Here is a 23,557-nt window from a genome sequence, read left to right on the forward strand (position 1 = left end):
CGTGGGGAGCGCCGGCGTCGGCGGTGTTGGTGCCGTCTGCATCGTCGGCACCGTCAGCCCCACCCGCGTCGCTTCCCGCCGCGACCTCCCCCATCGAGGTGGAGGCGTCGGCGCTTTCATCCGACCCAAACGCTGCTGCAGCGTCCACCGCTGCAGCGGTCTCCACAGGCGGAGTCTCTTCCGCGACCGCAGCCGAAGCTTCCGCCGGATCTTTCGCGTCAGGCTCCGTCGCGGCTTCCGCGATGGCTTCGGCAGGAACTACAGCGGCAGCCGGCTCGGATCCCTCGATCGTTGTCTCTGCAACCGTGTCTGTTGCCACGGCGTGCGCCTCTGCCGCCTGTGCAGCACGCGCAGCCTCTTCCGCCGCAAGCTTCGCAGCCGCGGCCTCGCGGGCGGCATTGTCCAGCGCGTCGAGCTTGGCCTTCACCTCCGCCGCCGGCTTCGGTTCGGCGCGATAGCCAAGGCCTTTTAGGATCTCTTCCATGTCGTCGGCGGTGGCGCCGAGGATCGACATCATCGGCGGCGTCACCATGAAGGCGTGGCCGTCATAGGCGCCGTCGGGTCGCTGGCCGAGGCCGGGCTTCCAGTTGGTCGCGGGGCGAATGAGATCGGCCAGCCGCTCTAGGATATCGACGCGCACGGCGCGGCGGCCGAGATTGCGATAGCCGGCGAGCTTGTAAAACGTCTTGTCGAAAGCAGGATCGATGACCACCGAGGTGCGGCCCGATGCCAGCGCATGCACCACGTCGCCGAAGCCTGGCTTGTCCTTGCCGTCGCTCTTAAGCGCCCAGAGCAGCGTCACCAGCCCGGCCGGCGCCGGCTTGATCAGCGCCGGCACGAAGACGTGGTAGGCACCGAAGCGCACGCCAAGGCGCCGCAGGGCCGCCCGGCCTTCCTGGTCGAGCGACTTCATTTCCTCGGCGATGTCGCGGCGGTTGATGAGACCGAAATGCTCGACGAGCTGGAAGGCGATGCCGCGCGCGATGCCGGTGAGCTGCTCGGCGTTCTTCAAATCGACCAGCGGCTTCAAGAGCGACTCGATCTGGAAATTGACGAAACGCTCGGCACGCGCCGCGACCTTGTCGCGGGCAGGGCCGGTGAGCTGCTCGTCGGCAAGCAGCACAAGGCGCGGCTTCAAGGCCTCGTCGCCGGCGACCAGGGTGCCGATCGGCGCGCCGATCCAGCGCAGGACACCGTCCGAGCCCAATGCCAGATCGCCATTGGCGCAGGCGGCGAAGCGCTCGGCGCGCGCCTCGAACTCAGCCGCGAGCGCCTTCTGGGCAGCGGTGCGCACCGCCTTGGCGTCCTCGCCGCCGGCGCTCTGGTCGGCGGTGAAGCGGAATCCCTGCAGCTCGCCGACGTGATGGCTTTCGACGAGCACGGTTCCGGTTGGGCTGATTTCAGCTTCAGGCATGGTATTTTCTCTAAGGCGCCGCATGAGGACGGAAGTCCTGCGGTCTACGAAGCGTTTCGTCAACCGCTCATGCAGCGCATCCGACAATCTGTCTTCGATTTCGCGCGTCTTTTCCTGCCAGTGTAGCTGATCGGCCAGCCAACCCGGTCGGTTGGAGACGAAGGTCCAGGTGCGGATCTGGGCGATCCGGTGCGACAGCGTGTCGATATCACCATCCGTGGTGTCGGCCCGCCGCACCTGCTCGGCCATGTAATTCTCATCGACATGGCCATGGCGTGCAAGGTCCATATAGATCGAGGCGATGAGGTCGGCATGCTGGGCGGGCGCGATCTTGCGGTAGTCCGGCAGCGCGCAGGCTTCCCACAGCAGCGCCACGCGCTCCCTGCCGGTGGCTAGCGTCCTGATGTCCGCGTCGCGCGACAAATGTTCCAGCGCCTGGGCGTCGACCGCCGGCAATGCCCGGGTCAGCCCTTCGACCGGCGCGTTGGTCTCGATCGAGCGTTTCAGGGCATCGAGGCTGGCAAAATCGAAATCGGCGGTGCGCCACTGCAGCACCTTCACCGGGTCGAAATCGTGCCCCTCGATCTTCTTGACCAGATCCTCGTCGAACGGATCGACCTGGCCGGTAACGCCGAAGGTGCCGTCGCGCAGGTGTCGGCCGGCACGCCCCGCGATCTGGCCTAGCTCGGCGGCGGTCAGGTTGCGGTATTGGTAGCCGTCGAACTTGCGGTTCTGGGCGAAGGCGACGTGCTCGAGGTCGAGGTTCAGGCCCATGCCGATGGCATCGGTGGCGACCAGATAGTCGACGTCGCCCGACTGGAAGATCTCCACCTGGGCATTGCGGGTGCGGGGACTGAGCGCGCCGAGAACGACGGCAGCACCGCCCTGCTGGCGGCGGATCAATTCGGCGATGGCATAGACCTCGTCGGCGGAGAAGGCGACGATCGCCGTGCGCCGCGGCAGGCGGGTGAGCTTCTTCGAGCCGGCATAGGCAAGATGCGACAGCCGCGGCCGCGTCACCACCGAGACGCCCTTCAGCAGGCGTTGCAGGATGCCGTGCATGGTGGCGGCGCCCAGAAGCAGCGTCTCCTGGCGGCCGCGCAGATGCAAGATGCGGTCGGTGAAGATGTGGCCGCGTTCGAGGTCGCCGGCGAGCTGCACCTCGTCGATGGCGACGAAGGCGGCATCGGTCTCTCGCGGCATCGCCTCCACGGTGCAGACGGAATATCTCGCGCTCGCCGGCACGATCTTCTCTTCGCCGGTGATCAGCGCCACCTTGCTGGCGCCGACCTTCTCGCAGACGCGTGTATAGACCTCGCGGGCAAGGAGCCTCAGCGGCAGACCGATGATGCCGGTGTCGTGCGCCACCATGCGCTCGATGGCGAGATGGGTCTTGCCGGTGTTGGTGGGGCCGAGCACGGCCGTCACGTCGCGGCCGGAAAGGATCAGCGGCTGGGAGGGTTTCGGCTGGATATTCATCGGCTCGGAAATGAGGCTTTCTGCCGCTCGTTGTCGGGGACGCGGCGGTGCCGCCGCGTGTGACAGGGCACACATAGGGATTTCAGACGCGAAGCGAAAGCGGAATGTTCTCATCAACAGATGGCGCGACGACAGGCAAGGTCAAAATCCGCGGTCGATTAACCGTTGGAACGAGTCTGGAACGAATCGGCGACGAATCACTGACTCACTCTGATTCAGGTTTTGTTCACGGCTATATGTGGATTTTTTGGCCATGAGTCTCACCACATGCTGAATCTGTGAACTGGCCCGTTTCGTGCTTGGCTCGCGCTGGTTCCGGAGCGTCGTTAACCTTTGCGGGGGAGCGACCGCGACGGACTCGAGCGCGGCCGCGAACATTATGAAATGGTTGATCTTTCCTAATCGTCGTTAATCTTTTTCGCGCTGTTTCCGGCGTGGCCCGTTAACCTTTTGGCCAAAGCCGGAACGAATCGGCGACGAATCAGCGATCTGCAAAAATTCCCGGTTTGTTCACCCCTAGATATGGTGTTGTCCAAAGCTTGTGCACCGAAAAATTCACAGCATGTGAACCGGGTTTCCACAGGGCGCGGGGAGGCCGTTAAGTATTGCGTGCCAAATTGAGGCATGCCCACCCGGTGCCGCCGGAGCGCAGACAAAAACAGGCGGCCCGTTTGCGGCGGGCCGCCTGCCATCGGTGTCAGAAGAGTTCAGCCGAATAAGATCTCAGGCGAAATACTGGCCGCCATTGGCGCTTATCGTCGAGCCGGTGATGAAGCCTGCGTCTTCCGAGGCGAGGAAGACGACGCAGCGCGCAATCTCCTCCGGCTCGCCGAGACGGCCGACCGGGATCTGAGCGATGATCGATTCCCGCACTTTTTCCGGCACGGCCATGACCATGTCGGTGGCGATGTAGCCGGGGCAAACAACGTTGACGGTGATGCCGGCGCGGGCGCCTTCCTGGGCAAGCGCCTTGGTGAAGCCGATGTCGCCGGCTTTCGAGGCCGAATAATTGACCTGGCCCATCTGGCCTTTCTGGCCGTTGATCGAGGAGATGGTGATGACGCGGCCGAACTTCCTATCGCGCATGCCGTTCCATAGCGGATGCGTCATGTTGAAGACGCCGGAAAGGTTGGTGTCGATGACCTCCTTCCACTGCTCGCGGGTCATCTTGTGGAACATGGTGTCGCGGGTGATGCCGGCATTGTTGACCAGCACCGAGACCGGACCGAGATCAGCCTCGACTTGGGCGATGCCGGCGGCGCAAGCGTCATAATCGGCGACCGACCATTTGTAGACGGGGATGCCGGTCTCGGCCTTGAATTTCTGGGCCGCCTCGTCATTGCCGGCATAGTTCGCGGCGACCGAATAGCCGGCATTCTTCAGGGCCACCGATATCGCCGCACCGATGCCGCGCGATCCGCCCGTGACGATTGCTACCTTGCTCATGCATTTCCTCCCTTTGGTCGGAAGAGCGAATAGGGAGTGACGAATAGCGAGTAGGGATCGATAGCCCGTCGTGCAACGCCATTTCCCCCTATTCGCTACTCCTCATTCGCTATTCGCTCAGTTCGCCATTCGCTCAGTTCAAGGCTTCCACACACATCGCAACGCCCATGCCGCCGCCGATGCAAAGCGTCGCGAGGCCCTTCTTTGCGCCGCGGCGGCGCATCTCGTAGACCAGCGTGTTGAACACGCGGGCGCCCGAGGCGCCGATCGGATGGCCGATGGCGATGGCGCCGCCATTGACGTTGACGATCGAGGGATCCCAGCCCATGCCCTTGTTGACGGCGCAGGCCTGCGCGGCGAAGGCCTCGTTGGCCTCAACGAGATCGAGGTCCTTGGCCGACCAGCCGGCCTTCTCCAGCGCCCGCTTCGAGGCCGGGATCGGGCCGGTGCCCATGATCGCCGGATCGACGCCGGCGGTCGCCCAGGAGGCGATGCGGACCAGTGGGGTGATGCCGCGCCTGGCAGCCTCGGCCTCGCTCATCAGCAGCGCGCCGGCGGCTCCGTCATTGATGCCCGAAGCATTGGCGGCGGTGACGGTGCCGTCCTTGTCGAAGGCCGGCTTCAGCTTGGTCATGGCATCCAGCGTAGCGCCGTGGCGGATGTATTCGTCCTGGTCGACGATGGTGTCGCCCTTCTTGCCCTTGATGGTGACGGCGACGATCTCGTCCTTGAACTTACCGGCCTTCTGCGCCGCCTCGGCCTTGTTTTGCGAGGCCAGCGCGAACTCGTCCTGGACTTCGCGGGTGATCTGGAACTGACGAGCGACGTTCTCGGCGGTGTTGCCCATATGGTAGCCGTTGAAGGCATCCCATAGGCCGTCCTTGATCATGGTATCGATCATCTTGTAGTCGCCCATCTTGACGCCGGCGCGCAGGTGCTGGGCGTGCGGCGACAGCGACATCGATTCCTGGCCGCCGGCGACGATCACCTTGGCGTCGCCGGTGGCGATCTGCTGCATGCCGAGCGCAATGGCCCTCAAGCCCGAGCCGCAAACCTGGTTGAGGCCCCAAGCAGTCGTCTCCTTGGGCAGACCGGCATTGATGGAAGCCTGGCGGGCCGGGTTCTGGCCCTGAGCGGCGGTCAGCACCTGACCGAGGATGACTTCGTCCACCTCCGCCGGGTCGACCTTGGCACGCGCGAGCAATTCCTTGATGACGACCGCGCCGAGCTCGTGCGCGGGCGTGGTGGCGAAACTGCCGTTGAACGAGCCGACTGCTGTGCGGGCTGCGCTGGCGACGACGATTGAATTGGAAGCGGACATTTTCTTCTCCAGGCTTCGAGGTGTCGTTAGGCTATCCTTGGAGACTTTCTTGCCCGTTCAAGCACCTGAGTCAAACCGGAAATCGGCATGGCCGCCATGCGCGACAAGCAAGTCGAGCGCTTATCGTGACGGCGCGGCCATCGCGCTGCAGCACAATTTGGCCCGCCTTTCGGCATTAATTGATGCCGCACTGCACAAACCGCTTGGAATTGTGACGCTTTTGCGCATATCCTCGACAAATGGCGCAATCGTTACCGGCCGCTTACTGTGAACGCGCCGGTATCCTGGGGAGGATACGGATGGCCGCAAAAGACGACCCGATCGTCATCAAGAAGTACGCCAACCGCCGGCTCTACAACACCGGCACCAGCACCTATGTGACGCTCGAAGATCTGGCCGAGATGGTCAAGAAGGGCGAAGAATTCACCGTGCAGGACGCCAAGACCGGCGACGACATCACGCATCCGGTGCTGACCCAGATCATCTTCGAGCTGGAGAACAAGGACGGGCAGAACATGCTGCCGATCCCGTTTCTGCGCCAGCTGATCTCCTTCTACGGCGACCAGATGCAGATGATCGTGCCGAGCTTCCTCGAACAGTCGATGATCGCCTTCTCCAAGGAGCAGGAGCGTTTCCGCGAGCAGCTGAAGGGCGCCTTCGGCAAGACGCCGATCGACATGATGAAGACGCCGATGAAGGCGCTGGAGGAACAGACGCGGCGCAACGTCGAGATGTTCCAGAACGCGATGCGCATGTTCACGCCGTTCCCGTCCGGCGGCCCCAATTCCGCTGCGCCCGCCGAGCCGCCGAAGAAGGACGAGAAATCCGACGACCTGCAGGAATTGAAGGCGCAGATCGCCGCCATGCAGCGCAAGCTCGACACCATGTCGTGATGGCTAGCCGTCAGGTGTTCCTGCAGGGCCGTCATAGCGGGCTCGCGGCCTGATCGGCCTGTTGCTCGTCACCTGCTCGATGGCATGCGCCGTCCAGCCGATGCTGCGACCGAGCGCGAACAGGCGAAAGGGCGCGTCGGCGGGGAGATTGAGGCTGCGCGTCAGCGCGGCCAGCGCGAAGTCGACATTCGGGCGCATGCCGGTCGCGGCAAGGACGGCGTCGCGCAGATGAAGCAGATCGTCAGCGATGTCGAGGTCGGGCAGCAGAGCCTCGGCGCGCGGATCGCCTTCGGGATAGAGCTGATGGCCGAAGCCGGGCAGCGGCCGGTCGTGGGCCAGCCAGCGCGCGATCGTCTCGTCCGGCCCGAGCCGCTCGGCATCCTCGACCAGCGCGATGGCCGCGGCGCCGGCGCCGCCATGACGCGGGCCGGTAAGGGTGGCAAGCCCGGCAAGCAGGCAGGCCGCGATCGGCGCGCCGGTCGAAGCGGCGACGCGTGCGGCGAAGGTCGAGGCGTTGAGCTCGTGATCGGCCAAAAGCACCAGCGCCTTGCGGATGAGATCGGCACCGGCAGCGTCGACCGACCAGCCGCGCGCCAGCCTTTCATGCACCGGCTCCGCCCCCGGGCTTGCACCGAGTGACGTCGCGAGCACGCTGGTGGCGCTGGCGCCATCCTGCTGCAGCATGCCCGGCCTGCGGCCGAGCGAAGGCCGGCCAGCCGCGGCAAGCGCCGACAATCTTGCAAAGGCCGTCGGGGTGCCGCTCTCGCGAACGATCGAAGGCGTCAGCGATGCGAAGGATATCGCGGCGCCGGATGCCCAAAGCAGGCTTGCTGCCTCCTCCAGCGTCGCTGTCGCGGCAAGCGCAACGGCATCCTTGCCGCGATAAACGAGGCGGCCGTGCAGCACGGTCGAGATGGCAGTGGTGATCGCTGGCTCGCCCCAGGCGATGGCGCTTTCGGCGATCGCCTGGGGGCTGCGCCCGCGCGCCCGGCGGGTGGCGAGCGCGGCTATGTCGTCGGCTCGATACTGGCTGCGGCGCGGATCGGCCCCGTCGGGCCGCATGCCGATGCGGCCGCGGCTGACATAGGCGTAAAGCGTCTGCGGCCGGACCTTGAGCCGCGCCAGCGCTTCCTCCCGCGTCAGCCATTCGGACAAGTCCGCACCGCCTCATATTGATTCAGTTGATCAAGATTGATGCGTTGATTGTAGAGCATTAACTGCAGTGCACAAAGGGTCAAGGAGACAGTCATGGCAAATGGGCTCGATGATGTTGTGGCGGCGGAGACGGTTCTTTCCGATGTCGACGGCGCGGGCGGCCATCTCACCATCCGAGGCCATTCGTTGACGGAACTCGCCGGGCACTGGCGCTACGGCCAGGTGGTCCGCCTGTTGTTCGACGGGTTCTTCGACGAGCTTCCCGGCGACAGCGAGCTGGAGAAGGCGATCGGCAGCGCGCGTGTCGAGGTTTTCGAACGGCTGCAGCCGATGCTCGCTGAACTTCCAGCGCTCGATGTCTACAGCGGCATGCGCGGCGGCATCGCCCTTCTGCCTGACGGCGAGTCGCTCGCCGACGCGCTCCGGCTGATTGCGGCGCCGGCGGTGCTAACGCCGGCCCTGCTGCGGCTCGGACGCGGCGAGAAGCCTCTGCCTCCGGACGCACGCGCCGATCATGCGAAGGACATGTTGCGAATGCTCTCCGGTACGGCCTCGCCGGCGCTTGCCAAGGCGCTCGATAGGTATCTGGTGACGGTCTGCGACCATGGGCTCAATGCCTCGACCTTCGCAACGCGGGTGGTGGCGTCGACGCAGGCGGGCTTGACCTCGGCGATCCTGGCCGGGCTCGGCGCGCTCAAAGGCCCGCTGCATGGCGGCGCGCCGGGGCCGGTGATCGAGATGCTCGACGCGATCGAGGCGAGCGGCGACGCGGCCGCCTGGCTGCGAAACGAGATCGCGCGCGGCGAGCGCATCATGGGCTTCGGCCATCGCATCTACCGCGTGCGCGACCCACGTGCCGACGTGCTGAAAGCCGTCGTGCGGCGGCTAGGCACACGTTATGAGACCGGCAGCCGGCTGGCCTTCGCCGAGACGGTGGAACAGGCGGCACTCGACGTGCTCAGGGTCGCCAAGCCGCAACGCTCGATCCAGACCAATGTCGAATTCTATACCGCGCTCCTGCTCGAAGCCGCGGGCTTCCCGAAGGAGGCGTTCTCCAACGTCTTTGCCGCCGGCCGCGTCGCCGGCTGGATTGCGCATGCGCGCGAGCAGCAGGCGACCGGACGCCTGATCCGGCCGCAGTCGCGCTATGTCGGGCCGGCGCCCGATCTCGTCGCCTGACGCCGCGAGCAAACCCCAATGCAATACTCCGCGTCCGGCAGCGGACAGTTTTTTCATGAGCGAAATTTCACCCGATCACGCTTGTGTGCTCGTGTTCTTGCCTTGGTCCGTCCTTATATGCTGCGCTGCAACATAGGCTGACGGCAGCGGTCCCGCTCCAATGACGCAGGGGCAGGCCGGCACATCGAGACAAGGAACGCCATGGCGAAGAACGGCAAGGCGGGGGACAAGAAGAAGATCAACATCGCGCTTCAGGGCGGCGGTTCGCACGGCGCCTTCTCCTGGGGCGTGCTCGATCGTCTGCTCGAAGACGGGCGGCTTGAGATCGCTGCCGTGTCCGGCACCAGCGCCGGCGCGATGAATGCGGTGGCGCTGGCCGACGGCTTCGTGCGCGGCGGCGTCGAGGGCGCGCGCACAAAGCTCGATGATTTCTGGCGTGCTGTGGCCTCGAAGGGGCGGTTCAGCCCGGTGCAACGCATGCCGTGGGACGTGGTCTGGGGGAACTGGTCGATCGAGAACACGCCCGGCTATTTCTTCTTCGACACCATGTCGCGGGTCTTCTCGCCTTACGTCGCCAATCCGCTCGGCCTCAACCCGCTGCGCGATGTGGTCGAGAAGGAGATCGACTTCGGCAACGTGCACGCCTGCAAGTCGATGGAGCTCTTCATTTCGGCGACCAATGTCGAGACCGGGCAGCTGCGCGTCTTCTCGGATGGCGAGATCGACATCGACACGGTGATGGCGTCGGCCTGCCTGCCGCAATTGTTCCGCGCCGTCGAGATCAAGGGCGTGCCCTATTGGGATGGCGGCTATGGCGGCAATCCGGCGCTCTATCCGTTCTTCAAGACTGCGGCGGCCGAGGACGTGCTGCTCGTGCAGATCAACCCGGTGGTGCGCGAAGGCACGCCGAAGAGCGCCAACGAGATCCAGAACCGCATCGACGAGATCACCTTCAATGCCGGGCTGCTGCGCGAATTCCGCTCGATCGCCTTCGTCAAGGAACTGATCGCGGCGGGACGGCTGCCGCATGGCGAATACCGCGACATCCGCATGCACCGCATCGATGCCGACGAGGCTTTCAAGGATCTGTCGGCCTCGTCCAAGGTCAACGCCGAATGGGCCTTCCTCGCCTATCTGCGCGACCTTGGCCGCAGTGCGGCCAGCGACTGGCTGGAGGAGAACTACGACGCGGTCGGCAGCCGAGCGACGCTCGACCTCTCGGGCGAGCTCGACGACGGCTTCAAGCCGATGCGCGGCCCGGCCCCGGGCCGGCGGGTCAAGGAATTCCTCGCCGCGCGCATCAAGCCAGAGTCAGCGCGCCGGCGAGCCTAGTTGCCCAACCCTGTCGCACGTTTCAGCAGGCGCTGAGGTTTCCCTTGCGGAACCGGCGATATGCTGGATTCACCTCCGTCGCGCGAGTAGTTTACCTCGACGTAAACGGGAGGTAGCGATGCTGCAGACCAGACAGAACTCTCTCGGGGTCAAGTTTGAGGCGCAGTGCAGGGCCTTCGAGAAGGACCCCTTTCCTGGCCTCGCAGTGCGCAAGGATCGGCTGAAGCGGCTGCTGGCGCTGACCGAAAAGCATGAAGCCGAGATCTGCACGGCGATCGACAGCGATTTCACTGGACGGGCGGCGCAGGAAACACGGCTTGCGGAACTGTTCGTCGTTCGCGCCGGCATCAAGCACGCCATCCGGCATCTGCGCGGCTGGATGCGCGAGCGCCGCGTCGCCACCAGCCTGCCGTTCCTGCCGGGGCGCAACCGCCTTCTGCCGCAGCCGCTCGGGGTCGTCGGCATCGTCTCGCCCTGGAACTATCCGTTCCAGCTTGCCATCGCGCCGGCAACTGCCGCTCTAGCCGCCGGCAACCGGGTGCTGCTCAAGCCGTCCGAGCTGACGCCGAACTTTTCGGACCTGCTCGCCCGGTTGGTCGAAGAGCATTTTTCTTCCGACGAGATAAGCGTTGTGGTCGGCGATGCCGAAGTCGGCAAGACATTCGTGTCCATGCCTTTCGATCATCTCCTGTTCACCGGCTCCACCGCGGTCGGCCGGCAGGTGGCGCTGGCCGCGGCCGCCAATCTGACGCCGGTGACGCTCGAACTTGGCGGCAAGTCGCCGGCGATCTTCGATGCGTCGTGCGATCTCGACGCTGCGGTTGCGAGCGTCGCCTACGGCAAGCTCTTGAATGCCGGCCAGACCTGCATCGCACCAGACTATCTGATGGTCCCGCAAGGGCAAGGCGCGGCGATCGCCGCAAAACTTGCCGGCGCGATGGCGCAGCTCTATCCGCGCCTGGGCGACAATCCCGACTACACGGCCATCGTCAGCGAACGGCACCAGCGGCGCCTGAGCGACATGGTCGCCGAGGCGCGCGAAAGCGGCGCCGATGTCACCGAGGTCAATCCGGCAAATGAAAGGCTTGGCGTGAGCGACCGCAAGATGGCGCCGGTCCTGGTCAGGAACGCCGGCGAGAGTTTGCGGCTGATGCGCGAGGAAATCTTCGGGCCGGTGCTGCCGATCCTCGAATACGGCACGGTCGATGAGGCGATCGATCACGTGAACCGCGGCGAGCGTCCGCTCGCCCTCTATTGGTTCGGCAAAAACAGCGCCAATCGCCAAAGGATCATGCAAGAAACCGTTGCCGGCGGCGTGACGATCAACGACTGCATGATGCATCTGGTGCAGGAACGGCAGCCATTCGGCGGCGTCGGCGAAAGCGGCATGGGCGCCTATCACGGCGAATGGGGCTTCCGCACCTTCACCAAGGAAAAACCGATCTTCGTCCAATCCAGGCTGGGTGCCGGTGCCCTGCTCAGGCCGCCTTATGGCCGGACGTTCGAGCGGCTGTTCCGCTTGCTCAACCTGATCACCTGATCGGATTTATTTTCGGATTGGGCGCGTCCTCTGATTGCCCCATGCCAATGCGACATGTCATTTCGCAAAAAAATTCTTCATCATACTGACGCCTGCTGCCATTGAGTGTCCGATCGGCTGAAAAGCCGGCCCCGATTGAGAAAAGCCAAGCAGTCCAGCATGTAAAACGCGGAAAAAACCAGCGCCCCGAGCTCGGCGGCGCAATAATCCATCAAAGTTTCTGACTGTTTTGCGCAACGGCTTTGCGGTAGAAGCGCGCTTCGCCGATCACGGCAAATTGAAGATGGCTCTGCGCGCCCCCATATCGGCCGCGCGCCCGGGGATCGAAACCGTCGACCTTGCCCAAGCCTGCAACGGAAAAAATGACGATGCCGAAAATCAGGTTTCACAAGCTTGCAGCCATTGCTGTGCTCATCGGATTCGCTGCCTGGATGGCAACGGGCGAGTTCTCGTCCGTGGGCAGCGCCGCCGATCACCAGAAGGACGGAGAAGCAGGCAAAGCCGCGCAGTCCGGCGCCGAAAAGCCGAAGACGGCGGAGGCCGAGCAGAAGGCAGCATTGCGCACCGTCGCGGTGGTGACGCCGCCGCGCAAAACCTTCGCGCGGGCGATACGGATCTCGGGCCTGACCGAAGCCGACAAGCGCGCTGTGCTTGCTGTCCGCGTCGCCGGTGTCATCGATAAGCTCCCGGTCAAGCAGGGCGATCACGTCAAGACCGGCGACCTCGTGCTGATGCTCGCCGCCGAGGAGAAGCTCTCGAATGTCGACAATGCCAGGCAGTTGCTGGCGCAGCGCAACGCCGAGCTCGACGCAGCCGAGCGGCTGGCCAAGACCGGCAACCTGCCCAAGCTGCAGCTCGACACTGCTCGGTCGAACCTGACGGCGGCGCAGTCCATGCTGGAGACGGCGCAGGCCGAACTCGACCGCAACGAAGTGAAGGCTCCCTTCGACGGCGTCATCGACCGCGTGCCGGTCGAGCTCGGCAGCTCGGTGATGCAGGGCGGCGAGGTGGCCACCATCCTCAAGCTCGACCCGGTGATCGCGCGCGGCGAGATCAGCGAGCGCGACCTGCGCTACATCAAGATCGGCGACCAGGCCAACGTGCGCCTTGTCAACGACCAGAAAGTCACCGGCACGGTGCGCTACATCAGCCGTGACGCCTCCTCGCAGACCCGCACCTTCCGTGTCGAGGTGGCGATCCCCAATGCCGACGGCTCCATCCCCGCCGGCATGACGGCCGAGATCACGCTCAGCGCCCAGCCGACCGATGCGGTCATGCTGCCGCGCTCGGTGGTGACGCTGGGCGACAAGGGCGACCTCGGCATCCGCGCCGTCGGCAAGGACGACAAGGTGGCGTTCTTCCCGATCGACCTCGTCGACGACACGCCGAAGGGCTTGGTGCTTGGCGGCATCCCGCAGGACGCGCGCATCATCGTCGCCGGCCAGGAACTGGTGAAGGAAGGCGATCTGGTGAAGCCGGTCGAGGCCGACCAGGCAACCATCAACAAGCTGATCAGCGAAGCCTCCGCCGGCACGCAATAGCGCGGCCGCAGCGCCGGCTCGGCCGGCGCCGCTGGCCAATGTCGCGGCTTCCAGGGAAACAGCAGGCATAAGTCATGGACATCGTCAGACTCGCCATTCACAACGCCCGCCTCACAATATCGGCGCTGATGTTCCTGCTCGTCGCGGGCTGGGTCGCCTATCAGTCGACGCCGAAGGAAGCGGAGCCGGACGTTCCGATTCCGATGATGTATGTCAGCCTGATCTACCAGGGCATATCGCCGGAGGACTCCGAACGGCTGCTGCTCAGGCCGATGGAAAGCAAGCTCAAGAGCCTGAAGGGGCTCAAGGAGATGCGCTCGGCCGCCTTCCAGGGCGGCGGCTACGTGCTGGTCGAGTTCCAACCGCAGACCAACCTGGCCACCGCGCTGCAGGACACCCGCAGCAAGGTGCAGGACGCCAAGGCCGACCTGCCGCAGGCGGCGGAGGAGCCGACCGTCACTGAAGTCAACGTCTCGGAATTCCCGGTTCTCGTCGTCACGCTTTCCGGCGACGTGCCGGAGCGCGTGCTGACGTCGGCGGCGCGCGAATTGCGCGACCGCATCGAGGAGGTGCCAGGCGTGCTCGAAGGCTCGCTGCAGGGCGCGCGCGACGATCTGGTCGAAGTCGTCATCGATCCGGTGAAGCTCTCCTCCTACGGACTCCAGCTCGATCAGGTGATCCAGGGCGTCGGCGCCTCCAACAGCCTGGTCGCGGCCGGCAATCTCGAAGGCTCCGAGGGCAAATACGCGGTCAAGGTGCCGTCGCTGATCGAGACGCCCGAGGACGTCGCCAAACTGCCGGTCGTCGCCACGCCCAATGCCGTGGTGCAGGCCAAGGACGTCGCCACCATCCGCTCCACCTTCAAGGACGCCGAGACGGTGACCCGCCTCGACGGCAAGCCGGCGATCGCCATCGAGGTGAAGAAGCGCATCGGCGCCAACCTGATCGACACGCTGAACCATGTCCGGGAGGTGTCGGACACCTTCATCAAGACGATGCCGGAAGGCATGCACGTCACCTACACGCAGGACAAGTCGGTCTTCGTCAACCAGCTTTTGGGCGACCTGCAGAACCATGTGATGATCGCCGTCATCCTGGTGTTCATCGTGATCCTCTACGCGCTGTCGGGACGCGCCTCGCTGCTCATCGGCCTCGCCATTCCGTCGTCCTTCCTGATCGGCATCCTGCTGCTTGCGATGATGGGCTACACGATCAACATGATCGTGCTGTTCAGCCTCATCCTGGCGGTCGGCATGCTGGTCGACGATGCCATCATCGTCACCGAATTCGCGGAGCGGCGCATGAGCGAGGGCATGCCGAAGGCCGATGCCTTCGCGCTAGCCGCCAAGCGCATGGCCGGCCCGGTCATCGCAGCGACAATGACGCGCATCGCCGCGTTCTCGCCGCTGCTCTTCTGGCCCGGCATCATCGGCGACTTCATGAAGTACATGCCGATCACGCTGATCGTGACGCTGTCGGCCTCGATGCTCTATGCGCTGGTCTTCGCGCCGACGCTCGGCGCCATCTTCGCCAAGGCGCCGGCGCATCACGAGGACAGCGATCGCGACGGCTGGTATATGGCGCTGGTCAAGCAGGCGGTGCTTTTCCCGATCACCGTCATCCTGCTCACCGTCGGCCTGCTGGTCGGCGTCGGTTTCGCCTATTCGAAATACGGCGCCGGCGTCGAGTTCTTCCCCAGCGTCGAGCCGGATTACGGCCTGCTCTATGTGCATGCCCGCGGCAACCTTTCGCTGGCCGAAATGGACGCCGCAACCAAGACGGCGGAAAGCCGGCTGCTCGGCTGGCCGGGCGTGAAATCGGTCTACACGCGCGTCGGCAAGACGCAAGGCGGCGGCCAGGACATCCCGGAAGACGTGGTCGGGGTGATCCAGTACGAATTCGTCGACTGGCGCGAGCGCAAATCCGCCAACCAAATCCTCGATGATTTGCGTGGCGTCATGGCCGGCATTCCCGGGGTCGATGTCGAAGTGCGCGTGCCCGAGGCCGGCCCGCCGACCGGCAAGCCGATCCAGATCAGGCTTTCGGCCGCCGACCCGGCCGGGCTCGACGACAAGGCGCGCGCCGTCGCCGCGCGCATCGCCAAGATCCCCAACGTGATCGATGTTTCCGACGGCCTGCCGCCGCCCGGCGTCGACTGGGCGCTTGAGGTTGATCGCGCCAAGGCGGCGCAATACGGCATCAGCCCGACCTCGGTAGGCACTGTGGTGCAGCTGGTGACGAACGGTCTCAAGCTGTCGGAGTACCGGCCGGCCGGCGCCGACGACGCCGTCGACATTCGCCTGCGTCTGCCGGAAGGCCGGCGCACGCTCTCGACGCTCGACGAGCTCAGGGTGCAGACCTCGCAAGGCTCGGTCCCGATCTCGAACTTCGTGGTCAGGAAGCCCGAGCCGACAGTCGGCGTCCTCAACCGCATCGATGGCGCGCGCACCGTGGTGGTGCAAGCCAATGTCAGCGCCGGCGCGCAAGTGGCAGCGGTGCAGGCGGAAGTCACCAAGGCCGTGGCCGACATGGATCTCGGCAGCGGCATACGCTGGAAGCTCGCTGGCTCCAACGAGGACAGCGCGGAAGCCAGCGCCTTCCTCAGCAAGGCTTTCGGCGCCGCGATCTTCCTGATCTTCCTGGTGCTGCTCGCGCAGTTCAACAAGTTCATCAGCGTGTGGCTTGTTCTCTCCTGCGTCGTCATGGCGACGATCGGCGTGTTCCTCGGGCTGCTTCTGACAGGGGAGGCCTTCGGCATCGTCATGTCGGGCATCGGCGTCATTGCGCTTGCCGGCGTGGTGGTGAACAACAACATCGTGCTCATCGACACCTATGACCGGCTGCGCGAGGAAGGCTGGGACAAGATGGATGCCGTGCTGCAGACCTGCCGCGAACGCGCCAGGCCCGTGGTGTTAACGGCGGTCTCGGCGATCCTCGGCGTGCTGCCGATCGCCTTCGGCCTCGGTCTCGAAATCTTCCATCACGAGACGACGATCAACGCGCCATCGACGCAGTGGTGGATTTCGCTGTCGTCGGCGATCGTCTTCGGCCTGTCCTTCGCCACCTTGCTGACGCTGGTGGTGACGCCCTCGATGCTGATGGTGTTCACCCGCGCCAAGGTGAAGCCCGGCGCCCGGCGTGGCTGGTTCGGCCGCCTGTTCCGCCGCGGCAAGGGCGAGCTCTCGACAGGCGAGCCGGTAGCGCAAGCCAATGCCGAGCCGGCGGTCGCCTTCCCGAAAGCCGCCGAGTAGGGCGACTTCGCAACTCAGGTACATGGAAGCCGCTCGGGAACTACCGGGCGGCTTTTTGCATTGTTCCCTCGAAGTTCAACCAGACGGCGAGGGTTTTCAATGACGATCGGTACAATTCTCGTAATAATCCTGATCCTGATCCTAATCGGCGCCGTGCCGGCATGGCCGCACTCGCGGTCTTGGGGCTATGGGCCTTCGGGGATTGTGGGAGTCATTCTGGTAGTGTTGCTGATCCTGCTTTTGATGGGCAGGATCTGAACCGACGACGATTTGCGGCCGGGCCTTGAAGTCCGGCCGTTTTCATCTTGAGGTTGTTCTTTGCTCAGGCGGCCTGACGCATGGGCGCGACGGCTATGCCGATGTCTTGCATGGCTTCCGCCACTGCTCGGGCCAGCGGGGTGTGCGGGATTTCGCCGATGACCTTCTCCAGGCGCGCTGACGCCAGCCGATGCGGCTCGAACCGCAGGTAGGACATCGAGACGATCTCGCGCCACATGGTTACGAACGGGCTGCCGGCGCGCAGCACCCACCAGGGCATGAAGGTGAGTTTCAGCTTGCGGCCGAGCGCCTTTTCGGCGGCGGCCTTGATGTCGAGATCGGTGACGGCGTGGCCGGGGAAATTGATGGCCTCGTAAAAGCCGAGCTTATCGAGATTGCGCGCCAGTGCGACAAAAGCCACCGCGAAGTCGGGCAGATAGGCCCATTCGTGCACGAGCTTGGCCGGGCCGGCGGCGGTGTAGACCCCCTTTTCCATCTTGGCGGCGACGACGAGGTCGAACCAGCCGCCGCTGCCGGTGCCGCCGAAGAAGTCGCCGGCCCTAAGCAGAATGGTGCGCACACGGCCCGCATCGGCTTCGCGACGGAAAAGCTCCTCCATGGCGACACGGATGCGGCCCTTCTCGGTGGTAGGAAGGCACGGGGTCTCCTCGGTGATCACCTGCGGCATCGGCGAGCCGTAATTATAGACAGTGCCCGGGAAGAGATGCAGCGCGCCGTTGGCCCGACAGGCTGCCATGACGTTCTCGGTCATCGGCAGGCATTTGTCCCAGTCGGTATAGATCGGGTTCAAGCCATTGAAGATGATGTCGACGCCTTGCGTGGCGCGGATCAGCGACTGGCGGTCCAGAGCATCGCCGGCGACGGCAATAGCGCCCTTGAGCTCGGCCGGCACCTTGCCGGTGCGGGTGATGGCGCGGACGTCGAAACCGGCGTCGATGAAGGCCTTGGCAACCACGCGTCCGAGCCGGCCATTGGCGCCCAGAATTGCGATCTTGGTCATTGTTCGTCTCCGTTGCTTGCGTTTGCCCGCTTAATCTGACGTCTTCAAAGTCGAATGGAAATTGACTAAGATCGGCACTCTGTTATTCAAAAACGAATGAATGAATTCGACTGGAATCTGATCAAGAGCTTCGTCGTGGTGGCCGAGACCGGCAGCCTTTCGGCCGCCGCGCGCAAGCTCGCATCAAGCCAGCCGACGCTCGGCCGCCACATCGCCGAGCTGGAGCAGGCGCTCGGCGTCACGCTGTTCCGGCGCGGGCGGCGCGGCTACGAACTGACGGAGGCAGGCAGCGCACTCTACGAGCGCGGAAAGGCAGTCAGCGAGCAGGCCAATGCATTCTCATTGCTTGCGCTGGGCTCGGTCGAGGCGATCGAGGGTACGGTGCGCATCGCTGCCTCGGAGGTGGTTGCGGCCTGCGTGCTGCCGCAGATCACGGCGCGCCTTGGCGAGGAAGAGCCGGGCATCGAGGTCGAGATCGTCGCTTCCAACCAGGTCGAGAACCTGCTGCGGCGCGACGCCGACATCGCCATCCGCATGGTCAGGCCGGCGCAGAACGAGCTGATGGCGCGCAAGGTCACCGATATCGCGCTCTGCATATGTGCTGCGAAATCCTATCTCGACCGACATGGACGCCCGCAGAAGCCGAGCGATCTCGTCGACCATCCTTTGGTCGGTTTCGACCGCAGCGATGAGATCGTTCGCGGCCTCACCGCGTTTGGCATCCCGGTCAGCCGCAGCAACTTCCGCTTCAGGACCGACAACCAGATCGTGCTGTGGGAGGCGGTGCGGGCCGGCAATGGCATCGGCATCGGCCAGGAGCCGCTCGCTAGCCGCGATCCTCGACTGGAGAAGCTGTTGCCGGAGGTTCCCTTGCCCGAGCTGCCGGTGTGGCTTGCAATGCACCGTGACGTGCGCACCAGCATGCGCATCCGCCGCGTCGCGGATTTCCTGCATGAAGAGCTGAAGCGCTACTCCGCCGGCGCAGGCTCGGCGGCAAATTCGGCGCGGTAAGCGAGGTTCGCCATCAACAGCACGATGACCAGCAGGCCGGAAAGCGCTACGAAGATCGGGCCGAAGCTCGAATGCTCGGCGACGAAGCCGATCGCCGACGGCGCCACCAGGATTCCTGAATAGCCCATCGTGGTGACGACGCTCATGCCGGTGCCGGAAGACAAGCCTTCCTGGTTGCCGCCGGCCGAAAACAGGATCGGCACCATATTGGCGATGCCGAAACCGCAGAAGGCGAAAGCGGCAATGGCAAGATAAGGCGAGGGGGAGAGGCCGGCCACCAACATGCCGGCGGCAGCGACAAGCGCCGAGCCGCGCAGCGTCGCCACCGCGCCGAAGCGGTTGCGCACGCCGTCGCCGAGAAAGCGCATGAGCGCCATGACGCCGGAGAAGGCAGCATAGGCGAGGCCGGCAATCGCAAGGTCGGCGCCGAGCTCCTGCTGGAGGTAGAGCGCGGCCCAGTCGAGCACGGCGCCCTCTGAGACCATGGTGAGCAGCGCCATCAACCCGACCAGATAGACAATTGTGTGCCGCGGCAGCGTAAATTTCTGATGCCCGGCGGCCTGCGGCCTGTCGTCGGCGATGAGGTAGCGAACAGCAAAGGCGATGACCAAAAAGGCGAGCGCCGTCACCGCAATCGCATGCGTGAGATAGCCGTAGTTCTGAATGGAATAGCCACCAAGCGCGCCGCCGGCGAAGCCGCCGAGGCTCCAGAAGCCATGCGAGGACGACATGATGGCGCGGGAGAACCGTCGTTCGACGATCACCGCGTTGGAATTCATGGCGACGTCCATGCCGCCGATCGAGCCGCCGAAGACGAGCATCGCGAGGGCCGCGAGCGGCACGTTGGGCGCAAGTGCCACGACCAGCAGGCCGAAACTGCCGCAGATGCCGAACCAGCGCAGCACGGGGCGCGAGCCGTGCCTGGAAATGAGATGGCCGCACCAGGTCATCGCCATCACCGCGCCGACACCAAACAACAGGATCAGCAGGCCGAGGGTGAATTTCGAGATGTCCAGCCGGGTCAGAAACACCGGGATCTGCGGCGCCCAGCTGCCGGTGAGAAAGCCATTGGCCAGGAAAATGCCGGCAACGGCCCAGCGGCCGCGCGTCGCGGCTTGCCTTGTGGTTTGCACGCTCATGGTTTGAAGTCCGAATGCTTTGCGCGGCAAATTAGATCGATTCAATTTGTAGTCAAGAAGCGCTATGGCAGAAGCGTTGGACCAAGAGGCGCGGACCTGTGAGGAATGGGCTCTACTTTGGAGATTTGGCCGAAACGCCTCCTTCGCCATCCATGGGCGAAGCAGGAGCGAAGCGACGCGCGCAGACCCTGGGATGACAAAGCAGCAGGGGCGAGCCAAATAGGACCGTTCAATGATCCTTCGGCCGCCTGGCCTCGAACTCAGCCTTCTTGGCCTCGGAGGCTTCGGTCTGGTTGAGCGCCTGCCATTCGGCATAGGGCATGCCATAGATGATCTCGCGCGATTCGTCCTTTGTCAGCGCAATGCCGTCGGCCTCGGCCGCCTCGCGATACCAGTTCGACAGGCAGTTGCGGCAGAAGCCGGCCAGGTTCATCAGGTCGATGTTCTGGACGTCACCGCGTGCGCGCAGATGCTCGACCAGCCGGCGGAAGGCGCCGGCCTCGAAATCGCGTTTCCGTTCTTCGCTGAGTTCGGTCATTTCGTGGTCCCCGGCCTCTCGGCCGTTTTTTAGGCCGGCCCGGTGCGCGAGCCGAACATCTTCACCTCGTGTATATCGGCACGGCGGTCGACGGCGTCAACGATCGGAGCCAATCGCTCCGCCCATTGAACAGCGCCAGCGCGGTCGGCGATCAGGTCCTGACGGATCTCGAGCAGGGCATGGGCATAGCCGTTGACAATGGCATGGCGGAACATGGTGTCGCCGCGCAGCGCGCCGTCATAGGGCTCGTTGTCGCCGACGATCAGCGCCTTGTCTTCGGCCAGCATGTCGATCAGCGGCCGCGCAACGCGGTCGTCGCGGTCCCACAAGATGCCGACATGCCAGGGGCGGATGAAGCCTTGCATGCGAGGGGTGAAGGAATGCACCGAGAAGATGAACGGCGCTTTGCCGGAGGCCTGCGCCACCGAGGAAATCATCGCCCCGACCGCGTCGTGATAGGGGCGGTAGAAGCGGTCGAGCCGTCTCTCCCGCTCCTCGGCGGCCATGGGATAGTTTCCCGGCACGACGGTACCGTCATAGAGCTGGCGGATCAGCGTCGGGTCGTCCTCGCCCCGGTTGGGGTCGATCAGAAGGCGGGAGAAGCCGGCCAGCACGGCCGGCGCATCGAGCGCCGCCGCCAACTCGCGCGTCACCGTCTCGACGCCGATGTCATAGGCGATGTGGCGCTCGAACTCGGCAGCCGGCAGGCCGAGGCTGCCATACTCTTCCGGCAGGTCGCGACGGGCGTGATCGGCCAGAAGCACGATGCCCTTCTTGCGGTCGCCCTCGACGATGTCGAAGGGCGCGAAAGCTGTGGATCGGGTCATCGGCTGAAAACGGTCTGTTCGCTGGCGTCCGGGCGGGGTGGTATCGTCATTCCACGAAGAGGACTGAGGCGCAATGCCGTTGTTTGGCCACGGTTTCTGCAAAGAATCCCGGATGGGACGCCAAATCGTTCACCGGACCCTTCTAAATCGATTGGAATTGAATAAAACGGCGCGTTGACATGCGCCCGGAGTTTGCTGAAAAGGTGCTTCGACGATGCAGATGTGGTTCGCCAAGGGTTTTGGATTGGGTTGCGCCGGCAGGCTGCGCAAGCGCCTGAGCCTGCCGCTCCTGATCTTTGGCGCGGGCCTGTGCGCGCTCGCCGCGATCTCGCCGGCGCGCGCCGACTTCCGCGTCTGCAACGCGACGCAGAACCTGGTCGGCGTCGGCATCGGCTATCGGGCGAAGGCCGGCTGGATCACAGAGGGCTGGTGGCACATCGAGGGGTCGACCTGCAAGACGCTGATCGAGGGGCCGCTGTCATCAAGGTTTTACTATCTTTATGCAGAAGACGCCGAGCGCGGCGGGCGTTGGGACGGCCCGATCAACATGTGCGTCGCCGAAAAAGAGTTCAAGATTGCCGGCGTGAATGATTGCGTCGCCCGGGGCTTTCAGCGCGCCGGATTTCAGGAATATGACACGGGCGAGCAGGCAAGCTGGATGGTCCAGCTGACTGACGAGCCCGCAACGGGCGGCGCGCCAGCGGCCCCCGCTCCGGGAACGAACAATCAATGAGACGTAACCGCAAGGTCAAGATCCTCGCCACCATCGGTCCGGCTTCCTCCTCCGAGGAGATGCTGCGAAAGCTCTTCGAGGCAGGCGCCGACGTCTTCCGCATCAATATGAGCCATACCGACCACGAGCTGATGCGCACGCTTGTCGGCCGCATCCGGGCCGTCGAGGCGGCGGTCGGGCGGCCGATCGGCATCCTCGCCGATCTTCAGGGGCCAAAGCTCAGGGTCGGCAAGTTCGCCAATGGCAAGGAAGCACTGACCGTCGGCCAGACCTTCACGCTGGATGACAGTCCGGAACCCGGCACGTCGAAGCGCGTCTACCTGCCGCATCCGGAAATCCTGAACTCGGTCGAGGCCGGTCACCGTCTTTTGATCGATGACGGCAAGCTGGAGCTCAAGGCGGTCAAGAGCGACGGCAAGTCGATCGCCTGCACGGTGGTCGCCGGCACCGGCATCTCCGACAAGAAGGGCGTCAGCCTGCCCGACACCGATCTGCCGGTCGGCGCGCTGACCGAGAAGGACCGCGCCGATCTCGACGCGGTGCTGGCGGCAAGCGTCGACTGGGTGGCGCTGTCGTTCGTGCAGCGGCCGGAGGATCTGGCCGAAGCGCGCAAGATCGCGCGCGGCCGGGCCCTCATCATGGCCAAGATCGAAAAGCCGCAGGCGGTGGCGCGCCTGGCCGAGATCATCGAACTCTCCGACGCGCTGATGGTCGCGCGCGGCGATCTCGGCGTCGAGATGCCGCTCGAGGCCGTGCCCGGCATCCAGAAGCAGATCACGCGAGCCGCCCGCCGCGCCGGCAAACCGGTGGTGATCGCGACCCAGATGCTGGAATCGATGATCACCGCACCCGTGCCGACCCGCGCGGAGGTCTCGGATGTGTCGATCGCCGTCTTCGAAGGCGCGGACGCGATCATGCTTTCGGCCGAATCCGCCGCCGGCGCCTACCCGGTCGAGGCGGTCGCGATGATGAACCGCATCGCCACCAAGGTCGAAGCCGACCCGACTTATGCCGGCATCATCAACGCCCAGCGCTCGGAACCGGAAGCGACCGGGGCCGACGCCATTTCGCTCGCTGCGCGCGAGATCGCGGAGACGCTGAAACTGTCGGCGATCATTTCCTACACCGCCTCTGGAACAACTGGTCTGCGCGCCGCGCGCGAACGACCGCAAGTGCCGATCGTGGCGCTGTCGCCGATCGTCAACACGGCGCGCCGGCTCTCGCTTCTGTGGGGTACGCATTGCGTGGTCTCGGAGGACGCTATCGACCTCGACGATATGGTCGACCGCGCCTGCCGCATTGCCCTCGAGGAAGGCTTCGGCAAGCCTGGCGACCGCGTCATCATCACGGCGGGCGTGCCGCTGAGGACGCCCGGCTCGACCAACATGCTGCGCATCGCCTATGTCGGATCAGAGACGCACTAAGCTATGCCCGTATTCAGGTGGGACCGGCCTGTGAAGCGCGCCTCCCTGCGCTTCC

At 64.7% G+C, this 23,557-nt stretch carries 19 protein-coding genes; 10 read left to right on the top strand and 9 right to left on the bottom strand.

The features are described from left to right. The 3 genes from EOA49_RS09395 to EOA49_RS09405 form a co-directional block, all read right to left on the bottom strand. A partial coding sequence (locus EOA49_RS09395) for a helicase-related protein (protein ID WP_245460584.1) occupies positions 1–2,893 on the bottom strand: 2,893 nt, incomplete at its 3' end. Positions 2,894–3,616: 723 nt separating this feature from the next. After that, complete coding sequence (locus EOA49_RS09400; RefSeq protein ID WP_067319406.1) at positions 3,617–4,339, bottom strand: beta-ketoacyl-ACP reductase; 723 nt, start codon at positions 4,337–4,339, stop codon at positions 3,617–3,619. Between the two features lie 133 nt (positions 4,340–4,472). Next, a complete protein-coding gene (locus EOA49_RS09405; protein ID WP_127243129.1) occupies positions 4,473–5,660 on the bottom strand; it encodes an acetyl-CoA C-acetyltransferase in 1,188 nt (395 codons plus the stop codon). 299 nt (positions 5,661–5,959) lie between these two features. Between EOA49_RS09405 and phaR the strand changes: the two genes are divergently transcribed. After that, complete coding sequence (gene phaR, locus EOA49_RS09410; protein WP_067319402.1) at positions 5,960–6,553, top strand: polyhydroxyalkanoate synthesis repressor PhaR; 594 nt, start codon at positions 5,960–5,962, stop codon at positions 6,551–6,553. Positions 6,554–6,556: 3 nt separating this feature from the next. On the opposite strand, the gene EOA49_RS09415 is transcribed toward phaR, so the two are convergent. Next, positions 6,557–7,708 carry a citrate/2-methylcitrate synthase gene (locus tag EOA49_RS09415; protein WP_127241032.1) on the bottom strand — a complete coding sequence of 384 codons (1,152 nt, stop codon included), beginning with the start codon at positions 7,706–7,708 and terminating at the stop codon, positions 6,557–6,559. A 93-nt stretch (positions 7,709–7,801) separates the two neighbouring features. Here EOA49_RS09415 and EOA49_RS09420 point away from each other — a divergent pair, with 93 nt between their 5' ends. From EOA49_RS09420 to EOA49_RS09430, 3 genes are all read left to right on the top strand, one after another. Further along, on the top strand, positions 7,802–8,887 hold the full coding sequence (locus EOA49_RS09420) for a citrate synthase/methylcitrate synthase (protein WP_127241031.1): 1,086 nt from the start codon (positions 7,802–7,804) through the stop codon (positions 8,885–8,887). Between the two features lie 201 nt (positions 8,888–9,088). Further along, positions 9,089–10,219 (top strand): patatin-like phospholipase family protein, encoded by a 1,131-nt coding sequence (locus tag EOA49_RS09425; protein WP_067319396.1) that lies wholly within the window; start codon positions 9,089–9,091, stop codon positions 10,217–10,219. Positions 10,220–10,337: 118 nt separating this feature from the next. Beyond that, positions 10,338–11,759: a coniferyl aldehyde dehydrogenase gene (locus tag EOA49_RS09430; RefSeq protein WP_127241030.1), complete on the top strand. Its 1,422-nt coding sequence runs from the start codon at positions 10,338–10,340 to the stop codon at positions 11,757–11,759. 211 nt (positions 11,760–11,970) lie between these two features. Here the strand turns inward: EOA49_RS09430 and EOA49_RS33940 are convergent, their stop codons facing one another. Continuing rightward, positions 11,971–12,105, bottom strand: coding sequence for a hypothetical protein (locus EOA49_RS33940; protein ID WP_280944302.1), 135 nt, complete (start codon positions 12,103–12,105; stop codon positions 11,971–11,973). Positions 12,106–12,127: 22 nt separating this feature from the next. Between EOA49_RS33940 and EOA49_RS09435 the strand changes: the two genes are divergently transcribed. The 3 genes from EOA49_RS09435 to EOA49_RS09445 all read left to right on the top strand — a co-directional run bounded on the left by EOA49_RS09435 (position 12,128) and on the right by EOA49_RS09445 (position 16,809). Further along, a complete protein-coding gene (locus EOA49_RS09435; protein ID WP_127241029.1) occupies positions 12,128–13,300 on the top strand; it encodes an efflux RND transporter periplasmic adaptor subunit in 1,173 nt (390 codons plus the stop codon). Positions 13,301–13,374: 74 nt separating this feature from the next. Then, on the top strand, positions 13,375–16,551 hold the full coding sequence (locus EOA49_RS09440) for an efflux RND transporter permease subunit (RefSeq protein WP_127241028.1): 3,177 nt from the start codon (positions 13,375–13,377) through the stop codon (positions 16,549–16,551). 99 nt (positions 16,552–16,650) lie between these two features. Then, a complete protein-coding gene (locus EOA49_RS09445; protein ID WP_040991775.1) occupies positions 16,651–16,809 on the top strand; it encodes a DUF3309 family protein in 159 nt (52 codons plus the stop codon). A 64-nt stretch (positions 16,810–16,873) separates the two neighbouring features. Here the strand turns inward: EOA49_RS09445 and EOA49_RS09450 are convergent, their stop codons facing one another. Continuing rightward, positions 16,874–17,830: an SDR family oxidoreductase gene (locus EOA49_RS09450; RefSeq protein WP_127241027.1), complete on the bottom strand. Its 957-nt coding sequence runs from the start codon at positions 17,828–17,830 to the stop codon at positions 16,874–16,876. 96 nt (positions 17,831–17,926) lie between these two features. Here EOA49_RS09450 and EOA49_RS09455 point away from each other — a divergent pair, with 96 nt between their 5' ends. Continuing rightward, entirely contained in the window at positions 17,927–18,841 is a 915-nt protein-coding gene (locus tag EOA49_RS09455) for a LysR family transcriptional regulator (protein ID WP_067319388.1), read from the top strand. Here the strand turns inward: EOA49_RS09455 and EOA49_RS09460 are convergent. The 3 genes from EOA49_RS09460 to EOA49_RS09470 all read right to left on the bottom strand — a co-directional run bounded on the left by EOA49_RS09460 (position 18,799) and on the right by EOA49_RS09470 (position 21,345). Continuing rightward, complete coding sequence (locus tag EOA49_RS09460) at positions 18,799–19,980, bottom strand: MFS transporter (RefSeq protein WP_127240603.1); 1,182 nt, start codon at positions 19,978–19,980, stop codon at positions 18,799–18,801. The two genes, EOA49_RS09455 and EOA49_RS09460, sit on opposite strands and share 43 nt — an antisense overlap. Positions 19,981–20,209: 229 nt before the next feature. Further along, positions 20,210–20,518, bottom strand: a complete 309-nt coding sequence (locus EOA49_RS09465; protein ID WP_127240602.1) for a DUF1244 domain-containing protein — start codon at positions 20,516–20,518, stop codon at positions 20,210–20,212. A 29-nt stretch (positions 20,519–20,547) separates the two neighbouring features. Next, positions 20,548–21,345 carry an N-formylglutamate amidohydrolase gene (locus EOA49_RS09470; RefSeq protein ID WP_067001916.1) on the bottom strand — a complete coding sequence of 266 codons (798 nt, stop codon included), beginning with the start codon at positions 21,343–21,345 and terminating at the stop codon, positions 20,548–20,550. Positions 21,346–21,565: 220 nt separating this feature from the next. Here EOA49_RS09470 and EOA49_RS09475 point away from each other — a divergent pair, with 220 nt between their 5' ends. Both EOA49_RS09475 and pyk read left to right on the top strand, forming a co-directional pair. Further along, positions 21,566–22,078 carry a DUF1036 domain-containing protein gene (locus EOA49_RS09475; RefSeq protein WP_206519896.1) on the top strand — a complete coding sequence of 171 codons (513 nt, stop codon included), beginning with the start codon at positions 21,566–21,568 and terminating at the stop codon, positions 22,076–22,078. After that, a complete protein-coding gene (pyk, locus tag EOA49_RS09480) occupies positions 22,075–23,502 on the top strand; it encodes a pyruvate kinase (RefSeq protein ID WP_067319379.1) in 1,428 nt (475 codons plus the stop codon). Before EOA49_RS09475 ends, pyk begins: the two co-directional genes overlap by 4 nt. Positions 23,503–23,557: the final 55 nt, after the last annotated feature.

Origin of the sequence: Mesorhizobium sp. M1A.F.Ca.IN.020.04.1.1 (assembly GCF_003997315.1) — a bacterium.
Classification (GTDB): domain Bacteria; phylum Pseudomonadota; class Alphaproteobacteria; order Rhizobiales; family Rhizobiaceae; genus Mesorhizobium.

Coding starts and splice junctions, on each gene's coding strand:
- phaR (WP_067319402.1), top strand. CDS start 5,960: ATGGCCGCAAAAGACGACCCGATCGTCATCAAGAAGTACGCCAACCGC.
- EOA49_RS09450 (WP_127241027.1), bottom strand. CDS start 17,830: ATGACCAAGATCGCAATTCTGGGCGCCAATGGCCGGCTCGGACGCGTG.
- EOA49_RS09420 (WP_127241031.1), top strand. CDS start 7,802: ATGGCAAATGGGCTCGATGATGTTGTGGCGGCGGAGACGGTTCTTTCC.
- EOA49_RS09460 (WP_127240603.1), bottom strand. CDS start 19,980: ATGAGCGTGCAAACCACAAGGCAAGCCGCGACGCGCGGCCGCTGGGCC.
- EOA49_RS09445 (WP_040991775.1), top strand. CDS start 16,651: ATGACGATCGGTACAATTCTCGTAATAATCCTGATCCTGATCCTAATC.
- EOA49_RS09470 (WP_067001916.1), bottom strand. CDS start 21,345: ATGACCCGATCCACAGCTTTCGCGCCCTTCGACATCGTCGAGGGCGAC.
- EOA49_RS09425 (WP_067319396.1), top strand. CDS start 9,089: ATGGCGAAGAACGGCAAGGCGGGGGACAAGAAGAAGATCAACATCGCG.
- pyk (WP_067319379.1), top strand. CDS start 22,075: ATGAGACGTAACCGCAAGGTCAAGATCCTCGCCACCATCGGTCCGGCT.
- EOA49_RS09430 (WP_127241030.1), top strand. CDS start 10,338: ATGCTGCAGACCAGACAGAACTCTCTCGGGGTCAAGTTTGAGGCGCAG.
- EOA49_RS09400 (WP_067319406.1), bottom strand. CDS start 4,339: ATGAGCAAGGTAGCAATCGTCACGGGCGGATCGCGCGGCATCGGTGCG.
- EOA49_RS09405 (WP_127243129.1), bottom strand. CDS start 5,660: ATGTCCGCTTCCAATTCAATCGTCGTCGCCAGCGCAGCCCGCACAGCA.
- EOA49_RS09475 (WP_206519896.1), top strand. CDS start 21,566: ATGTGGTTCGCCAAGGGTTTTGGATTGGGTTGCGCCGGCAGGCTGCGC.
- EOA49_RS09465 (WP_127240602.1), bottom strand. CDS start 20,518: ATGACCGAACTCAGCGAAGAACGGAAACGCGATTTCGAGGCCGGCGCC.
- EOA49_RS09455 (WP_067319388.1), top strand. CDS start 17,927: ATGAATGAATTCGACTGGAATCTGATCAAGAGCTTCGTCGTGGTGGCC.
- EOA49_RS09440 (WP_127241028.1), top strand. CDS start 13,375: ATGGACATCGTCAGACTCGCCATTCACAACGCCCGCCTCACAATATCG.
- EOA49_RS09435 (WP_127241029.1), top strand. CDS start 12,128: ATGCCGAAAATCAGGTTTCACAAGCTTGCAGCCATTGCTGTGCTCATC.